The organism is Glutamicibacter sp. FBE19, assembly GCF_015524875.1.
Lineage (GTDB): Bacteria > Actinomycetota > Actinomycetes > Actinomycetales > Micrococcaceae > Glutamicibacter > Glutamicibacter halophytocola.
On record NZ_JACKQN010000005.1, the window covers coordinates 122638 to 140228 of the forward strand.

Annotated in this window: 17 protein-coding genes; 11 read left to right on the forward strand and 6 right to left on the reverse strand. The window is 62.9% G+C overall.

What is annotated here, in order from left to right:
• Positions 1-12 precede the first annotated feature (12 nt).
• Both H6F58_RS10370 and nucS read right to left on the reverse strand, forming a co-directional pair.
• On the reverse strand, positions 13-1221 hold the full coding sequence (locus H6F58_RS10370; RefSeq protein WP_195181715.1) for an N-acetylglucosamine-6-phosphate deacetylase: 1209 nt from the start codon (positions 1219-1221) through the stop codon (positions 13-15).
• A gap of 65 nt (positions 1222-1286) precedes the next feature.
• The gene (gene nucS, locus H6F58_RS10375; protein WP_146274875.1) at positions 1287-1982 is read right to left on the reverse strand and encodes an endonuclease NucS; all 696 of its coding nucleotides are present in this window, start codon (positions 1980-1982) and stop codon (positions 1287-1289) included.
• Between the two features lie 59 nt (positions 1983-2041).
• On the opposite strand from nucS, the gene H6F58_RS10380 reads away from it, so the two are divergent.
• Complete coding sequence (locus H6F58_RS10380; RefSeq protein ID WP_186468044.1) at positions 2042-2392, forward strand: hypothetical protein; 351 nt, start codon at positions 2042-2044, stop codon at positions 2390-2392.
• Positions 2393-2398: 6 nt separating this feature from the next.
• Here the strand turns inward: H6F58_RS10380 and H6F58_RS10385 are convergent, their stop codons facing one another.
• Positions 2399-3715 (reverse strand): AI-2E family transporter, encoded by a 1317-nt coding sequence (locus H6F58_RS10385; RefSeq protein ID WP_146274876.1) that lies wholly within the window; start codon positions 3713-3715, stop codon positions 2399-2401.
• A 161-nt stretch (positions 3716-3876) separates the two neighbouring features.
• Here H6F58_RS10385 and H6F58_RS10390 point away from each other — a divergent pair, with 161 nt between their 5' ends.
• The 9 genes from H6F58_RS10390 to H6F58_RS10430 all read left to right on the forward strand — a co-directional run bounded on the left by H6F58_RS10390 (position 3877) and on the right by H6F58_RS10430 (position 14452).
• Positions 3877-5595: a hypothetical protein gene (locus H6F58_RS10390; protein ID WP_146274877.1), complete on the forward strand. Its 1719-nt coding sequence runs from the start codon at positions 3877-3879 to the stop codon at positions 5593-5595.
• A gap of 5 nt (positions 5596-5600) precedes the next feature.
• Entirely contained in the window at positions 5601-6512 is a 912-nt protein-coding gene (locus tag H6F58_RS10395; protein WP_060701301.1) for a tetratricopeptide repeat protein, read from the forward strand.
• Between the two features lie 119 nt (positions 6513-6631).
• Entirely contained in the window at positions 6632-7396 is a 765-nt protein-coding gene (locus tag H6F58_RS10400) for an ABC transporter ATP-binding protein (protein ID WP_060701302.1), read from the forward strand.
• A complete protein-coding gene (locus tag H6F58_RS10405) occupies positions 7372-8937 on the forward strand; it encodes a hypothetical protein (protein ID WP_060701303.1) in 1566 nt (521 codons plus the stop codon). The genes H6F58_RS10400 and H6F58_RS10405 overlap by 25 nt, the downstream gene beginning before the upstream one ends.
• Before the next feature lie 224 nt (positions 8938-9161).
• Entirely contained in the window at positions 9162-9413 is a 252-nt protein-coding gene (locus H6F58_RS10410) for a DUF3039 domain-containing protein (protein WP_022876321.1), read from the forward strand.
• A gap of 54 nt (positions 9414-9467) precedes the next feature.
• A complete protein-coding gene (locus tag H6F58_RS10415) occupies positions 9468-11234 on the forward strand; it encodes a DEAD/DEAH box helicase (RefSeq protein ID WP_146274878.1) in 1767 nt (588 codons plus the stop codon).
• 34 nt (positions 11235-11268) lie between these two features.
• Positions 11269-12978 carry a phosphatidylglycerol lysyltransferase domain-containing protein gene (locus tag H6F58_RS10420; protein WP_195181716.1) on the forward strand — a complete coding sequence of 570 codons (1710 nt, stop codon included), beginning with the start codon at positions 11269-11271 and terminating at the stop codon, positions 12976-12978.
• Complete coding sequence (locus tag H6F58_RS10425) at positions 12975-13820, forward strand: hypothetical protein (RefSeq protein ID WP_195181717.1); 846 nt, start codon at positions 12975-12977, stop codon at positions 13818-13820. Before H6F58_RS10420 ends, H6F58_RS10425 begins: the two co-directional genes overlap by 4 nt.
• The gene (locus H6F58_RS10430) at positions 13817-14452 is read left to right on the forward strand and encodes a DUF998 domain-containing protein (protein ID WP_195181718.1); all 636 of its coding nucleotides are present in this window, start codon (positions 13817-13819) and stop codon (positions 14450-14452) included. The genes H6F58_RS10425 and H6F58_RS10430 overlap by 4 nt, the downstream gene beginning before the upstream one ends.
• Before the next feature lie 73 nt (positions 14453-14525).
• On the opposite strand, the gene H6F58_RS10435 is transcribed toward H6F58_RS10430, so the two are convergent.
• From H6F58_RS10435 to H6F58_RS10445, 3 genes are all read right to left on the reverse strand, one after another.
• The gene (locus tag H6F58_RS10435) at positions 14526-15104 is read right to left on the reverse strand and encodes a dihydrofolate reductase family protein (RefSeq protein WP_060703344.1); all 579 of its coding nucleotides are present in this window, start codon (positions 15102-15104) and stop codon (positions 14526-14528) included.
• A gap of 88 nt (positions 15105-15192) precedes the next feature.
• The gene (locus H6F58_RS10440) at positions 15193-15786 is read right to left on the reverse strand and encodes an isochorismatase family protein (RefSeq protein ID WP_171919671.1); all 594 of its coding nucleotides are present in this window, start codon (positions 15784-15786) and stop codon (positions 15193-15195) included.
• Positions 15787-15862: 76 nt separating this feature from the next.
• Entirely contained in the window at positions 15863-17161 is a 1299-nt protein-coding gene (locus H6F58_RS10445) for a nicotinate phosphoribosyltransferase (protein ID WP_195181719.1), read from the reverse strand.
• 144 nt (positions 17162-17305) lie between these two features.
• Here H6F58_RS10445 and clpS point away from each other — a divergent pair, with 144 nt between their 5' ends.
• Positions 17306-17590: an ATP-dependent Clp protease adapter ClpS gene (clpS, locus tag H6F58_RS10450; RefSeq protein ID WP_146274883.1), complete on the forward strand. Its 285-nt coding sequence runs from the start codon at positions 17306-17308 to the stop codon at positions 17588-17590.
• Position 17591 lies beyond the last annotated feature (1 nt).

The window sequence follows — 17591 nt, forward strand, 5'->3', positions numbered from 1 at the left end:
CTCGCGGCTGGCCTATAGGTATTGGCCCTTGCGGATGGCCTGCACCAGCTGCAAGTCCTCGTCGAGCACCAGGGCATCGGCGGCAAATCCGTAATGCAGGGAGCCGACCTCGTCGGCCAGGCCGATCAGCGAAGCCGGGACGGTGGTCGCAGAGCTCACCGCTTGCACCAGGGGGACCCCGGCTGCCACCGCATGCCGGAGCACCTGCAGCAAGGTGGAGGTGCCGCCTGCCAATGAATTATCGCTGGCCAGCCGGGCCTGTGAATCAACGACGTTGACCTGTTGCGGGCCAAGCGCGTACTGGCCGTCGGCAAGTCCCGTAGCTGCCATGGAGTCGCTGACAAGCAGGACATTCTCGGCACCGACCAGGCGGTAGACCAGGCGAACGGTATCGGGGGACAGGTGCACCCCGTCGGAGATCAATTCCACGAAGGCGTTGCGATTGGCCGCTTCTTCCAGGCAGGCCGCTACCGGTCCCGGTTCACGGTGGTGCAACGGAGGCATGCCGTTGAACAGGTGCGTGACCGTTGGGCGTTCGGTAAAGCCATCTACGCCGGCGCTGAGCAATTCTTCGCGGGCGTAGCGCAGCGAATCAGCGGCAACCTGGGCCGAGGCGTTGGTATGCCCCAGCGAGGGAACGACACCGTGGGACACCAGCTGCTCGATCAGCTCCTCGCTGCCCTCCAGCTCTGGCGCATAGGTCATGGTGCGCAATTGGCCGCGGCAGGCGGACACCAGTTCGGTGACGAAGCCCGGATCCGGCAATTGCAGGTAGCGAGGGTCCTGGGCGCCGCACTGGGCTTCGGAAAGGAACGGCCCTTCGGCATGAATACCGGCAATGGCACCGGACTCGGCAAATTCCGCCAGCAACTCGGCGGCTCCGATCATGGAGTTCGGCTCCGAGGTGACCAATGAGGCAAGCAAGGTGGTGGTGCCTGAGCGATGGAGGTACTCCAGGGCGCCGGTGATGCTGGAATGATCCGGTGCCGAGAAATCCGCGCCAAGGGCGCCGTGGCAGTGCAGGTCCACCAGGCCCGGGATGATGGTGGTTCCCGCTGCCAGCTCCCGGATTTCATAGTCGGCTGCATCGGGCAGCTCAGCAAAATCATCTTTGTTGCCTGCGAAGCTGATTCGATCTCCATCCACGGCAAGTACGCCGTCGGTGACCTTGAGTCCATCGGAAATCAGGGTGGCGATAAGGGCGTAGCGCGTCGATTTCATGTTCCCAGCTTAGAAGACAGAACGCCCTGAGTCATCGACTCAGGGCAATTGTTCTTAAAGCGGGGTTAGAAAAGCCGGCCGGCAGAGTCGTCGACACCGCGCATTGCATCATAATCCAAAGTCAAGCATCGAATTCCGCGATCTTCGGCGAGCGTGCGCGCCTGTGGCTTGATCTGCTGCGCGGCGAAGATGCCGGTTACCGGCTTCAGCAGCGGATCGCGGTTGAGCAAATCCAGATAGCGCGTGAGCTGCTCTACGCCATCGATATCGCCTCGGCGCTTGAGCTCCACCGCGACGGTGGCCCCCTTGGCATCGCGAGCCAGGATATCCACCGGGCCGATGGCGGTCATGTATTCGCGGCGGATCAGCTTGTGGCCGTCCCCGAGCAGGTCGATCTGTTCGGCCAGCAGGCGCTGGAGGTCTGCTTCCACGCCGTCCTTGATCAGGCCCGGGTCGGTGCCCAGAACATGCGCCGAGTCATGTTCGAAGCTGTGGAAGTTGATGGTCAGCTTGTCATCAGTCTTGGCGCTTGCCACGGTCCAGGTGGAAACGGCGCCCAGTGCTGCGGCATCTTCATCGGGCATTCCCTCGCGAAGGGTCAGCGGAGGGTTCATCCAGTTCAGCGGCTTGTAGCTGCCGCCATCGGAGTGGATGAGCACCGAGCCGTCGGCCTTGACCATCACCAGACGAGTCGCCAACGGAAGGTGGGCTCGAAGACGGCCCTCGTAATCTACTGAACACTTTGCAACCACTAAACGCACCTCACACACTTTACTAGCTGGTTGCGTGTTGTGCGGGCAGATACGGCATGATTAATGACATGCCACGTTCAAACCGTCCGCGCCGTTCGAAGAATCCCCGTCCCGGCAAGGCGCGGAATCATGATGAAGAATCAGAGTATGAAGCTGGCGCCGATGACTGGCTGCAACGCGCTCGTTTCGGCGTGGTGCGGCTGCAGGACGCTCCCGATGGCCAGTGGCACGTACGCAAGATTGCACCGCTGAATGCCAATAAGGCCTACATCTGCCCCGGATGCCACCAGAAGATTGGTGTCGGAGTCGGGCATGTGGTGGCGTGGCGGGCAGATCACTGGTCCGGCGACGACGCGGCAGCCTCGGCTCGGCGGCATTGGCATCCGCACTGCTGGGACACGCGCTCCTACCGCTACTAGTTGCCGCTAGCGGCGGTCCTGGCGTGCGATGAAGACTTCGCGCAGCAAGATCATGGCACTGGCCGCCACCGGGATCGCCATCAAGGCGCCGGTAACCCCGGCCAAGGTTCCGCCGGCAATGACCGAGATGACGGCGACGGCACCAGGAACGGCGACCGCCCGGCGCATGATGCGAGGCGATACGAAATAGGCCTCCACCTGCAGGTAGCCGAAGTAGCAGATCGCGTAGATCAAGGCGGTCTGCCAACCCAGGGACAGCGTCACCAGGGTGACCAGGATTCCGGCAATCACACCGCCCACGAGCGGAATGAATGCCAGCATGGCCACCAGCAAGGTGAGCAGCGCGGTGAACGGTACGCCGAGAATGGTCATCAAGAGCAGGGCGACCAGCGAGTTCAGAACCGCCACAGTCGCCTGGCCCATGACGTAGTTGCCCACCGAGCGGGTAATCCTTTCGGCGAGCTCGGCGACCCTCTCGCGCTTGGAGCGCGGAGCCAGGCGCAGCGAGAAGCCCATCATGCCCGGCAACGAGGCCAAGAAGTAGATGGCCAGCACCAGGACAATCAGTACGCCGAACATCGACTGGGCTACGGTTTGCGACACGCCAAGGACGCCGCCGAAGACATTGGTTACGGCCCCGGAATCTCCGAAGAAGCGGTCCACCTCGGTGGTCACGCGTTCAGAGAGCGCATATTGCTGGTCGATTTCGCGCACCCATTGGCTGTTCAGGAAATCGGCAACGATATCAGGGGCACGGGTGATGAAGGTGGTGATCTGGTTGACCAGTGTCGGGATGATCAGCGCCATGAAACCGCCGAAGATGCCCAGCATGCCCACCATGGTGGCGACTACGGCCAGGGGGCGGGATAATCCGCGGCGCATCAGGAAGCGGACTACCGGATCCAGGCCGAGCGCAATGAACAAGGCAATGGCGATCCAGGTCAGCAGCGAGCCAACATTGGTCAACACGTAGTAGCCGCCCAGGGCCAAGCCCACGCCGATGGTGGCCAGGAAGCCCATCGAAATAGGATGCAGCACCGGGAAGGGGTCGAAGGCCTCTTCCGACTGGTGATCGGGAACCTCGCCCAGGGCGGCGGTGCGGGCTGGAGTGCTGAACATTTTTGCCAGGCTTGCACCGAGGCGCCGGGCCAGCGTGCCTTGCGGCTGCGCGGCCTGGTTTTCGGCGCTATTTGGTCCGCCGGATGTGGTTTCCGGGGAATTCACAGGTTGTGAAGCACCCGGCGCTGATGGCGGAGAGGGCGTGCTGGCGCGATCCCCGGGGTCGTGAGGATCGTGGTGCTGGCGCTGCTGATCTGGCTCCATGGCACCGAGCATATCGCGGGTGAGAGGTGAATATGTGTTTCAAGACATTGAGTTGAAACACCAATGAGCCACTTCACAGCCCCGGAACGGAACCATGTTCACGCCGAACTCGTTAGACTTGGGAATGAACTGCAGTAAGACGTAGGCGAATAGGTGAACTCGTGCGAAAAGTAATCTCCGTGATCGCGATGCTGCTGGGGGCTGCGGCCCTCGTAGCCGGCATCGGACAGAAGACCTTTTGGGCCCCGCCCGAAACGGTCACCGCTTCCATGCCGCAACTGGACGGCGAGGCGCCGCTGACCCTGATCGAGCCCTCGGTCAACGACCCGAAGGTCGCACCGGTGGAACTGGTGATCAAGGCCAAGGGCGAATTCACTGCATCTTTGGGACGCAGCTATGACGTGGATGCGTGGGTCGATAACGCAGCGCACGTGTCGCTGACCGGTATCGACACAGTGAACCACAAGATGATCGCCGAATACGTTGATGGCGAAGCCGAAGTGCCCAACCCTGCAGGCGATGACATCTTCTTCGATTCGCAAAGCGCTGACGGCACCATGACCTACCGGTGGACTGCTCCAGATTCGGGCGACTGGTCACTGCTGCTGGCTGCTGGCGGAAAGGACGCTGCCCCAGTGGATATTTCGGTAACCTACGCCAACGACGACGCAATGCCCTTCGCGCTGCCATTGATCATTGCCGGCTCATTGCTGCTGGTCTTCGGGCTGGCCCTGCTGGTGATGCGTCCGGGCAAGCCGAAGACCGGCTCGAACGCCCAGCACTCCGTGGCTGCGGCGGCCGTTGTTGCCCTCGCCCTGTCCGGTGTCACCTTGCCGATGCAGCCGCAGGACGAATCCAGCGCATCGCCTTCCGAGTCTGCCGCCAAGTCCGGCGATGCCAGCTCCAGCCCCGCTTCCTCGGCACCTGCCGAGGAATCCGGTTCCGGTTCCGCCTCTGCTTCGGAAAGCGAAGAGGAGCCGGTCGCGTTCCCGGTGCTGACCGAAGAGCAGCTCAAGAGCGTTCTGGCAGATGTCCAGAAGCAGGTCGGCAACGCCGATGAAAAGAACGACACCAAGGCCTTGGATTCCCGTGCCGCGGGTGCTTTCAAGTACTTGCGCGGCAAGCGCTACGACATGCTCAAGGACGAGTTCAAGGTGGATAAGCCGCTGACCCTGAACACCCAGGTTCTGCGCTCGGCTGCCGTGCCAAATGCCAGCGAGGCAAAGTTTCCCCGCGTGATCTCCGTAGTGACCGCCAAGGACAACGACGCCAATACCCTGCCGCAGGCCCTGACCCTGGTCCAAAAGAGCGCACGGGATAACTACAAGGTCGTTTTCGCCGGGCAGATGCTCCCGAACTCCTCCTTCCCTGGCATTGCCGTGGGCGACCCGGCGACCAAGCAGTTGACCGCTGATGCCAAGGACTTGCAGATGACGCCGGAGAAGGCCCTGGAAGCCCTCGGTGATGTGCTGACCAACGAGGATTCAAAGCAAAAGGGCAAATTTGCCGAGTCCGAGTTCATCAAGGCCATCCATGCGGCCCAGAAGTCCGAGTCCGAGAATGCCGACGAGGCCAAGGTCAGCTATAAGCGCTCGGTCACCAAGGGCGACACCTTCGCGGTGTCCACACCTGACGGTGGCGCGATTGTGGCAGGCAAGCTGGATAACAAGGCCTTGTTCGAGCGCACCGAAAACGCCGATCCACTCAAGAGCAGCGACAAGCTGACCGAGCAGCTGCTGGGTTCCAGCTCCTCCAACGGCAACGTGGAGAGCACCTACGCTGAGCCGGTGATGTTCTATATCCCTGCCAGTGGTTCCGAGGACAAGATCCAATTGATCTCCGCCGACCAAGTCCTGCTCGACGTAAAGGAAGTTGACTAGTACCCATGAGCGAAGAGAACATTCCTTCAACCCGTGGCGCGGTAGACCTCTCGGCGTTGGCCCACCATAGCCCGCAGGCCACCGGCACCACCGATTCGGCAGCTGCCAGCTGGACCACCAGCCTGGACGAGGCATCCTTCGAACAGTTTGTCGGCCTCTCCCAAAGCGTGCCGGCCATCGTGTCGCTGGGTTCGCCCCGGGTGCAGGTCTCGGCTGATCTCGATGCCGTGCTGCGCAGGCTGGTCGATGCCAAGAACGGCAAGTTCGTTCTCGGCGTGGTAGATGCCGAAACCTATCCCCAGATCGCCCAGGCTTTCCAGGCCCAGCAGATTCCGATGGTGGTCGCCCTGGTCAAGGGCCAGCCGGTGCCGCTGTTCCAAGGCCCGGCCGCCGAGGAGCAGATTGTGCAGTTGCTGGGCCAGCTGGAACAGCTCGCCGTGCAGCAGGGCCTGGGCGGAACGGTGCCGCCATTGAGCGGAACCGCTGGGAACACCGAGCCCGAGCTGCCGCCGCTGCACCAGAAGGCCGTGGATGCGATTGACGCGGGCGACTACGCCGCCGCCGAAGCCGCCTACCTCGAAGCGCTGAATGAGAAGCCGAACGACCACGACGCGCAGGTGGGCGTATACCAGGTGCGGCTGCTCTCGCGCACGCAGAACCTCGATTTGAACACGTCGCGCGAACTGGCAGCGCAGAATCCGCAAGAGATTGCCGCGCAACTCGATGTGGCTGATCTTGATCTGATCGGCGGCCATGTGGAGGATGCCTTTGCCCGTCTGGTGTCGTTGATTTCGAAATTGGCAGACGATGATCGCGAACGAGTGCGCCGCCGCCTCATCGAGCTCTACGCGGTGGTCGGCAACAACGATCCGCGCGTGGCTGCCTCGCGACAGAAACTGGCGCGCGTCCTGTTCTGATCCGTGCCGCTTCGCCTTGCCCCGGCCGACAAGTTCGCTTGTCGGCCGGGGCTTTTTGCACCCAAGATTAATTCCAAAGGATGATGCTTATTTCCCAGGCGTGTTGCTAGCCTGAAAATATGACTCAGATCGCACTGGATATTCGCGGCCTCGCCAAGCAATTTGGCCCCAAGGTCGCGGTGGATAACGTCAGCCTGCAGGTGCCTGCAGGCTCTTTCTATGGCCTCGTGGGCCCCAACGGAGCCGGCAAAACCACGATGCTGTCCATGGCCACCGGACTGCTCAGGCCCGATTCCGGGCAAGCTCTGGCCAATGGGGTGGATATCTGGGCTGATCCCCAGGCGGCCAAGGCAACCCTGGGCGTGCTGGCCGATGGCGTGCGCCAGTTCGACCGGCTGACCGGCCGGCAGCTGGTGAGCTATTCGGGGCTCTTGCGCGGCATGGACCGGGCCGAGGTCGCTGAGCGCACCGAGGACCTGTTGCGCGTCATGGATCTGACCGGTGACGGCGACAAGCTGGTGGTGGACTATTCGGCCGGCATGACCAAGAAGATCTCGCTGGCCACGGCAATGATCCACTCGCCCAAGCTGCTGGTGCTGGATGAGCCCTTCGAGGCCGTTGACCCGGTATCGGCCGCCAATATCCGCGACATCCTCAACGACTACGTTGAATTTGGCGGCACCGTGATCGTTTCCTCGCATGTGATGGATCTCGTGCAGCGCATGTGCACCCACGTGGCAGTGATTGCCGGCGGCGTGCTCAAGGCGCAGGGCTCGGTTGAGCAGGTGCGCGGCGGCATGAGCCTGGAGGACCGGTTCGTTGATCTGGTGGGCGGACGGGCAAACAACGAAGGGCTGTCATGGTTGCGCACATCCTCAAACTGAAGCTTTTGCTGCTGGCCAATGGGTTCAAGCGTTCGACAGGCCAGCTGATCGGCGTGATCATCGGCGGGTTGTACGCCTTAGGGATGATCGTGATGCTCACGCTCGCGGCCTGGTTCCTGGCTGGCGAAACCGCCATCGACGCCGAATTGAGCATCCTCATCGGTTCACTGGCGGTGCTTGGCTGGGCCATCATTCCGCCGCTGCTCACCGGGGTTGACCTGACCTTGGAGCCTTCGCGCTTTGTGCACTTCGGCATTCCGCAGAAGGTCCTGGGCCCGGCGCTGGTGCTCTCCGGCTTCATCTCGGTTCCGGCGATCTTGACGATTATCGGGCTGGTGGGCGGGTCGCTGATCTGGCGGCTTGAGCCACTGGTGCTGCCGGTTGCCGTCGTGGCCGCCATCGCCACCGCGGTGATGGCCGTCCTGGTCTGCCAGTATTTGACGATCATGGCCACGGCCCTGCGTGCCAAGCGCCGCTTCCGCGAACTGACCTTCGCCGTGCTGTTCCTGCTGCTGATCTGCCTGGGGCCGATCATCTCCTCGATCGCCTCGGCCGCCAACAGCCTGCTGGACTGGGTCGGCCCGATCGCCAGCGTCCTGGCCTACACTCCGCTCGGAGCCGCCGCGGCCCTGCCCGGTGCGCTGGCCCAGGGCGATTACCTGCAATTTGCCATCTGCTTGATTCTTGCGGTGGCCTACCTGGGGGGACTGTATTGGCTGGTGAACCGGGCGACGGCGCAGGCCACGGTCACCCCTCCGCCTCAACAGCGGGCCGCCAAGCAGAGCGGACTGGGCTTTTTCAAGTACACCCCGGGGACGCCCACTGGCGCGGTGATCGCCCGCGCTCTGACCTATTGGCTCAAGGACCCGCGCTACGCCATCGGTGTGCTGATGGTGCCGGTATTGCCGCTGCTCTTCTGGTTCACCGGCAGCCAGTCCGGAAACTACACCATGATGTATCTGCTGGGGCCCTTGATTGGAGTCCTGCTCGGCTTTTCCATTTCTGCGGATATTTCCTATGACAACACTGCCTTTGCCCTGCACGTGCTGACCGGAGTTTCGGGGCGTGCCGACCGCGCCGGGCGCGCGCTGGCCTGCTTTGCGCTGTCGATTATCCCGGTGCTGGCGGCGGCCATCCTGCCTGGCGCGATCGCCGGCGAAGCATGGCGGATCCCGGGGGACCTGGGCCTGTCGCTGGCCGCATTGCTGGTTGCCCTGGGCGTGGCCTCGGTGGCCTCGGCGCGCTACACCTATGCGGTGCCCCTGCCGGGGGATAACCCGATGAAAACCCCGCCGGGCAACGGCCTGCGCGTCGCGGTGACGCAGCTGGCCACCATCGGCACCATGGCGATCTTGCTGATTCCGGTGTTCATTCCCTACCTGATGGGGTGGTTCCAGGAATCGCAGCCCCTGGGCTTGCTGACCCTGGGCATCGGCCTGGTGCTCGGCGTGGGGCTGCTGTTCGGCGGCATCGCCCTGGGTGGCAAATGGTACGAGCAGCGGACCCCCGAATTGATGCAAGCTGTCATGCTCAACAAATAATGCCCCTTGCTTCGGAGGCGACACGGAGCCATCGGCCAGATCCGGAATCTGGCAGGTGGCTCCGTGTCGTTGCTGGCGATCATTCTGCGTGGATAATCCCTGGCAGAACACCGCCACGGCCCGCAGGCGGACGCGGAAACCAGGGATGAATGTGCCGTGGATGTGGACAAGCTCCCATGCCGATCGGACGGACAGCGGGGCCAATCCGTATTAGACTTGAAGGCATGGTGGAACAGTCTGAAGAAACCCGTGGCGGCACAGCGACAATCGAGCGTACCGAGACAACCCAGAGTGTCGAGGCCGGCGATCATGAGCGATTTGCCCACTACGTGCAGAAGGAAAAGATCATGGAGTCGGCGCTGTCCGGCGAACCGGTGATCGCTTTGTGCGGCAAGGTCTGGACCCCGGGTCGAGACCCGAAGAAGTTCCCGGTATGCCCTGAGTGCAAGGAAGTCTACGACTCCTTGATGGGGTAGTGCCCGAGAAAAACAGCACTACTTCACACACAGCACGCGGCCGGGAAAAGGTATATGACCGAGACACTCTTTGATTTTGGCGACAAGCTTCCACTGGAAGACAAGCTGCCCGTAGCGTATCCGGAACGTGCAGCCTGGGGAACCGGGCCCAAGCTTCGTGCCTGGCAGGCAGAGGCCCTGGCCCAGTACTTTGAAACCGAGCCCAGGGACTTCATGGCCGTGGCAACCCCCGGCGCAGGCAAGACCACCTTCGCGCTGCGCCTGGCCAAGGTGCTGATCGACTCCGGCAAGATCAACCGCATGATCGTAGTTGCCCCGACCGACCACTTGAAAAAGCAGTGGGCCGACTCGGCAGCGCGCGTGGGCATCGCCCTGGACCCGAACTACAAGAACTCGGACGGGCGCCACGGCTCGCACTACCTGGGCGTGGTCGTGACCTATGCGCAGGTGGCCTTGAAGCCAGCGGTGCACCGTGCCAAGACCGAGAATGCCCGCACCCTGGTGATCATGGATGAGGTCCACCACGCAGGCGACGCCCTGTCCTGGGGCGATGGCATCCGCGAAGCCTTTGAACCTGCAACGCGCCGCCTGGCGCTGACCGGAACGCCGTTCCGCTCGGATGCCGCGCCGATTCCCTTTGTGCAGTACATCGACGAGGGTGACGGGATCCGCCGTTCCAAGGCCGACTACACCTATGGCTACGGCAACGCGCTGGCCGACCACGTGGTTCGACCGGTGCTCTTCATGGCCTACTCGGGCAATATGCGGTGGCGCACCGCCGCCGGCGAGGAAATGGAAGCCAACCTCGGCGAGGGGTTCACCAAGGATGTCACCGCCCATGCCTGGCGCACGGCGCTGGACCCGCATGGCGACTGGATCCCCTCGGTGCTGCAGGCAGCTGACCGGCGGCTGTCAGAGGTGCGCCGCACGGTCAAGGACGCTGGCGGGCTGATTATCGCCACCGACCATGAAGACGCCCGCGGATATGCTGCCCAGCTCGAGGCCATTTGCGGGGAGAAGGTCACTACCATTCTTTCCGACGACCCCAAGGCGTCGCAGAAGATTGACGACTTCTCCGCCTCGGAGGCCCGCTGGATGGTGGCCGTGCGCATGGTGTCCGAAGGCGTCGACGTGCCTCGGCTCTGTGTCGGCGTCTACGCCACCAGCACCTCGACTCCGTTGTTCTTCGCCCAGGCTGTCGGGCGCTTTGTGCGAAGCCGCAAGCGTGGTGAAGTTGCCAGCGTCTTCCTGCCCTCGGTGCCGATCCTGATGGCCTTGGCCAATGAGATGGAAGTCGAGCGCGACCATGCCTTGGACAAGGAAGGCTCCAAGGACGAAGACGGCCTGGACGACTCCCTGCTCGAGGAAGCCAACAAGGAAGACAAAGCCAGTGACGATCTGGTGCGCAGCAAGTTCGAGGCGCTCAATTCCCAGGCTTCCTTTGACCGGGTGCTCTTTGACGGCGGGGAGTTCGGCACCGGTGCTGATATCGGCAGCGATGAAGAACTTGGATTCCTTGGCATTCCGGGCCTGCTGGAAACCGATCAGGTCTCCGAGCTGCTGCGCAAGCAGCAGAGCAAGCAGATTAATCGGGGCGGGACCAAGCCTGAACCGGTTTCGGATCACCGGCGGATGATGGATTTGCGCTCCAAGCTCTCCAAAAATGTCTCGGCGTGGGCTGCCCGCACCGGCATGCCGCACGGGCAGGTGCACAACAAGCTGCGCAGCGTGTGCGGGGGACCAGCGGTGCCGCAGGCCACCGCGGACCAGCTGCAGGCGCGCATCGATAAATTGCAGGACTGGTTCGTCGGTCGCAAATAGGGGCCCGGGGAGAACCAGGTGCCATAATGCAGCCATGCCCAAAAAAGTATTGTCGGCCGCTGCCCAGGTCCATCGTAGAGATCGTGCCCGGGCAGCAGCCGCATATCTAGCCATTGCCCTCGGCTTGATCAGCTTGTTCGCCCCGCTGATCGCCCATTTGGCGGGTGCCGCGCCGCTGCTTTTTTCCGGACCGCTGGCTGCCTTTCCGCCATTCCTGTATCAAATTTCGCGCATCTACATCATCTTTGGCGCATTCAGCCTCTTTGCCTTGGCACGCTACCTTCGTTCGGGCAATCGGCTGGCATGGGGTGCATCGATCTTGCTGCTGGTGCTCATTGCGCTCTTCCACCTGGGCAAGGCCATCGATTGGCCGGTGGCCCTGCTTGGACTGGCAGGGGCGGCATGGCTGGGGATCCGGCAATCCGCATTCCCGGTCAAGCCAGGCAAGGTGCTGAGCCGCCGGGCCCTGCTCCTTGCCCTGGCGGTCGTTGCCATCTCGACGCTGCTTGCCGCGGGCCTGCTGATTCACCTGGCAAGTGACAGGGCGCTGAGCCCAGGAAATGGGGTTTCGTGGCTCTTCACCTCACTGGATGTGGAACTGCACGAGCGCAGCGGCCACCCGCGACTGGAATTGCTGCTGGCCCTGGTCCTGGGTGCTGCCGGCCTCTTTCTGTGGCACTTGCATGAAGCCAATCATGTGCGGCGCGTGGGCGCCGGCGAGCATCAAGAAGCCCGTGAACGGGCCCGGGCCGTGATCAGCGTGCATGGCGGCGGAACCCTGGATTATTTCGCATTGCGCGATGACAAGGAATGGTTCTTCCTCAAGGATTCGGTGGTGGCCTATGCCATTCGGGGATCGATGTGCCTGGTTTCCCCGGATCCTATCGGGCCGGCTGGAGAACGCGAGGAGATCTGGGCTGAATTCATGCTCTGGGCCGAACGCCAGGGACTGGCAGTGAGCGTGCTGGCCGCCGGCGCCTCATGGCTCAAGATCTATGAGGACAGCGGCTTGCGCACGGTGTATCTGGGCGACGAAGCCATTGTTGACTGCCAGCGATTCTCGTTGTCGGGAAAGAAATCGAAGTCGCTGCGCCAAGGCCACGCCCGAGTTGTGCGAGCTGGATACTCCACGCAGCATCTTGATCCGCTGCAGGTGCCGGTGGAGATGAAACAGCGGCTTGAAGAACTGAGTTTGGAAAGCCGCCGCGGAGAAGCCGAGCGGGGATTCTCGATGACCCTCTCGCGCCTATTTGATCCGGCCGACCGTGGGCTGATGATTTCTGTTGCCATTGATGACCAGGGCGTAGCGCAGGCTTTTATCCAGTGGATGCCGGCGCCAGATGTGGACGGATGGTCCTTGGACGTCATGCGCCGCACTACTGCCGAGTCGGCACCCGGGGGACTGATGGACTTCATCATCATTGAAACCATCGGGATGCTGGCCGCCGAAGGCAAGCGCGGCTTGGGGCTGAACTTCGCCGTTCTGCGCGATGCGGTGGCCGAGGACAGCGGGGCATCGAGAATTGAACGGATCGTAGCCAAACAGGCATCAAAGCATGCGCAAGTGGCCTCGCTATGGAAATTCAACGCAAAATACGACCCTGACTGGCAACCGCGCTATGCCGCCGTGGGCACGATGGATCTGTGGCTGGCCCAAGGGCTGAGCATGGCGCAAGCCGAGGGACTGGCCGGGATTCCGAGGCTGCCGCTGCTCGGAGCGCGCACGGATCCTGACGGCCCATGATGGCGCCTTATCTGGTTGCCGCCATCGCTGCCAGCGTTGGCTATGGCAGCGCCTCGGTGCTTGAAGCGCTGGCCGCCCGACGAGTGGGCGGATCCAGGATCTTCACCCATCCGCTCTACCTGGCCGGGTTGGCCTTGGACGCCCTGTCGTGGCTGGCCTCGCTGATCGCGTTGCAGGCGCTGACGCTTTTCACCGTCCAGGCTGTGCTCTCCAGTTCCTTGATCGTCACCATCCTCCTCTCCAGATGGGCCTTTGCGGCCCGGCTTCGAGCATCAGCTCTCTGGGTGATGGGCTTGATGGTGCTGGGGCTGGTATTCCTGGCCTGGTCTACCGGACCGCAACGAGCTGCGGCCCCGCCCTTGGGCTTTATCTGGGCCATGGTCATCGCCTCGCTGGCACTTGGGGCAACGGTGGCCGCCGGCTACCGAAAATCTTCTCCGATCTTGATGTCGATCATGGGCGGGCTCGCTGCCAGCATTGCCGCCCTGGCGGCGCGGGGATTACAGTTGCCAGATAGCTTGTGGGCCATCCCTCGCGAGCCGATGGCCTGGCTGGTGCTCGGCAACGGGGTGATCGCCATCCTTGCCTACACCCGGGCATTGGAAGGCGGGGATGTGGGTCCAATGACCGCTGTATTCACCGCCATTGAGGTGGTCGTCCCGGGAATCGCAGGCATGATGGTGTTTGGCGACGCTGCGCGCCCCGGGTGGGAAGGCTGCAAATTCGCGGCTCTGGCCCTGTCGATGGGGTGCGGGCTGTGGCTGGCCTTTCAACCTGGCGCTGATCCGAACGCGGTGGGAAAGCAAAAGGCAAAAGATCTTCGAGGGGCGGCCGGAGCATGATCAGACCACAGGTGATCTACCGTTCTGCCTTGTGCGGCGGGGCGCTGGCCTACTCCTCCGGGATGGTCAGCGAGGCTGCAGCCGGGTGGAAACTGGACCCCCGCATTACCTTGCTATCGGAACTGGCTGCCAGGGATCGTGCGGGGCGAAGGATTTTCCAAGCCGCGGATGTCGTCGCGGGAACGCTGTTCCTGGCCGCCAGCGCTGTTCGGCAGCACCCCAGCGCCAGGCCGCTTCGATGCTCGCTGGCAGTATTGGGCGCGGCGACGATCGCTGACGCGCTCAGCCCGCTGGACTACCCGATTTCCCACGAACACCTGCGCCCTGCATATCGCGGTGGCCAAGGTTCGAGCAGCATTAGCCATCGGGCGCACTATGTGACTACCGGCGTGGCGGGCTTCGCGATCGCCGCCATTTGCCTTCTTGATTGGCGTGCACAGCGCCGAGGGACGGCTGCGCTGCGCAAAGTTGCTGGCCCGGCCGTGGTTTTTGGACAACTGGCAGGCCTAGCGGCCCTGGCCTCGCCACGGCTGGCACCTGGGTTGGTCCAACGCGTGCAGACTTTGGGATTCACCCTGGTTTGCCTTGACTTGGCCCGGCGCGGAGTGGCCCCACCGCACCCCGGCCCATGATGTCAATGGAGATGATTCAACGGCCGCATGCGGCAGGCGTTGTTACGGGAACTTGTCCTGGTATCCGAGCGGGTCAAACACGATCGTAGGTTACGACCCGCACGCCTGAATCCAGTGCTGTTTCCCCGCTGAGGCGGAAGGACTGGATCTGGAACGGGCCATTGAACAGCGGGATGCCGGAACCAATGATCGAGCTGTGCTGTTTGAGCACGAGGCGGTCGATTTCCGGAAGCAAGCTGTACGCCAGGGTTCCACCGCCAACAAGCCACAGATCCTTGCCTTGCTCGGACTTGAGTTCGCGAACCCGTTCCAGTGCCTGGCCCCGGACCACTTCAATGGATGGATCCTCGGCCCTGAGCGTGGTTGAGAAGACGATGTGGCGAAGGTGCGGATAAGCATTGGTGAGCCCGGCGGCCAACCCGACTTCGTAGGAAGCCCGGCCTTCCAGCACTGTGTCGAAGAGCTGGCCTGGGCCGGTGACGCCCAAAGCCTGGCGCGCTGGCGCAGGCAGTGTCTCGGGGTATTGCCCGACGATGAAATCGATGTCGCTCTTGGCCACCGGGAAATACGGTTCTCCGCTGGGATCGCCGCCATCTGGGCCGGCAATATAGCCGTCTAGTGTCGAGGCCACGTAGTACACGAGCTTTCGCATGCTCATCCCTTCTCCGGACATCTCTTGTGCCCTCAGCATGCCATACCCTGGCCGCCGGTCAAGCGCATTGCCCAGTGCCGGGCCAGTATCAGCCGAGGCTCAGGACGGTCACGCCGGAAGCGCGCAGTTCATCGTGGACTTCTGGCAGCATGCCGGGGCTGACTGCAGCGGTCAATGGCGAGATCACCGTGGTGGCAAGTCCTTCGGCCGCGGCATCCAGGGCGGTGGCGCGCACGCAATGGTCCGCGGCGAGACCCACGATATCTACAGCGGTAATGCCACGGGCGGCCAGCCAGGGCGCCAAGAGCATGCCGTTCTCGTCTCCGAACGGCGCCGAAGGATCCAGCTCGCGTGCTTCGAAGCCCGAATACGCAGCGGTGTAACGGCCCTTGGCGAAGCGGGCATCGACCGGTATTTCCCGGATCAGCGGATGCAGTGCTGCGCCGTCGGTGCCTGCGACACAATGCACCGGCCACGAATCAACAAAATCGGGCGATGCGGAAAAATGCGATCCAGGATCAATGTGCCAGTCCTGCGTGGTGACAATGGCCGAATAGCTCTGGCGGCGCTCGGCCACGTCGCTGGCAATGGCCGCAGCCACGGCGTTTCCACCGGTCACGGGCAAGGCTCCGCCTTCGCAAAAGTCAGGTTGCAGATCAATGATCAGCAGGGCTCGGGTCATAGCGTGCTCCTTGAGGCGGGCCGGCGATTCCACGTGAGGAAAGGCTACGGCCCGCAACTGAGATTTTGGTGTGTTTTCAGTCCTGGATCATGATCGTTGGGATCACTGGCTCGCCGCGCTGCAGCTTGCGGGCTATGCCGGGCAGTTCCTGGGTGGAAGCACGGTGGCGTTCGGTGGCCTTGTGGACTCCGGCAGCACCCGTGTACGACATGTCGATCTCCCCATTGACCACCAGCGGCACCACCAGGCCGCGCTCTGGGCCTCCGGTGGTGTGCTCGGTGGTGGAGACAATTTCGGCCACGGCGCGGTCGCGGTCATTGAGCTGTCGCACCGCGTGCTTGCGCCCGCCGACGCTGGCCTTGTTGGCGGCAGCCTTGGCCACCGGGATCCAGCTGCCGGCATCATCCTGGCGGGCCACCAGCTTGTAGACCATCGATGCGGTGGGGTGCCCGGAACCGGTGACCAGCGCGGTGCCCACGCCGTAGGCATCAACCGGCGCACTGGCCAATGCGGCAATCGCATACTCATCCAGATCGGAGGTGACGGTGATCTTGGTGTTCCAGTTGCCCAGGTCATCGAGCAGCTGGCGCACCCAGCCGGCCTGCTGGACCAGGTCGCCGGAGTCCAGGCGGACACCGCCCAGTTCAGGGCCGGCGACCTCAACGGCGGTGCGCACCCCATTCTCGACATCGTAGGTATCCACCAGCAAGATGGTGTCCTTGCCCAGCGACGCCACCTGGGCTTCGAAGGCTGCCCGCTCCGAATCATGCAGCAGAGTGAACGAGTGGGCAGAGGTGCCCACGGTTTTCAGCCCGTAGCGCGCACCGGCTTCCAGATTCGAGGTCGAGGTGAACCCGGCGATCATGGCAGCGCGAGCGGCGGCGACGGCCGACTCCTCATGGGTGCGGCGCGAACCCATTTCGATGCAGGGGCGGTCCCCGGCCGAAGCGATCATGCGCGAAGCCGCCGAGGCAATGGCCGAGTCATGGTTCATGACCGACAGCAGGTAGGTTTCAATCACGCAGGCTTCGGCGAAGGTGGATTCCACGGTCAGCAGGGGCGAGTTGGGGAAGTAGAGCTCGCCTTCGGCGTAGCCGGAGATATTTCCGCTGAAACGGTAGTTTTCCAGGTACTTGATGGTCTGCGCGTTCACCACCCGGTGATCGGAGAGGAAACGGAGCTGCTCCTCGTCGAAGTGGAAGCCGACCAGGCCCTCCAGCAGGCGGCCGGTGCCGCCGACTACGCCGTAGCGTCGACCCTCGGGCAAGCGCCGTGCGAAAGCTTCAAACACGGATGGGCGGTGGGCCGCACCGGACTCGAGGGCCGCCTGAAGCATGGTCAACTCGTAGTGGTCGGTGAAGAGGCTGGTGCGCATGGGACGCTCCTGGGGATCGAAAAAAGTATCAGCGGTGGTGCTGCGCGTTCTGGCAGACCGGTTTTACTGTATAACGCCTCACGCTGAAGGTGATATTTACCGTGTCCTGCGTGGCGTTCAGGATCCGCGCGTAAAATAGGGATCATGACCGCAATGCCCGATGTACTTCCCGAAGTCGAAACAGCCTCCACCAGCGAAAAGCCCTGGCGCTTGATCGTGTGGAATGACCCGGTGAACTTGATGAGCTACGTGGCTTATGTGTTCCGTTCCTACTTCGGTTTCACGGCGGAAAAGGCCGAACAGCTCATGCTGCAGGTGCATCATGATGGTTTTTGCGCTGTGCGCAGCGGCAGCCGCGAGGCCATCGAATCCGATGTCCAGGCCATGCACGGATTCGGGCTCAATGCGACCATGACCCAGGAGGCCTGAG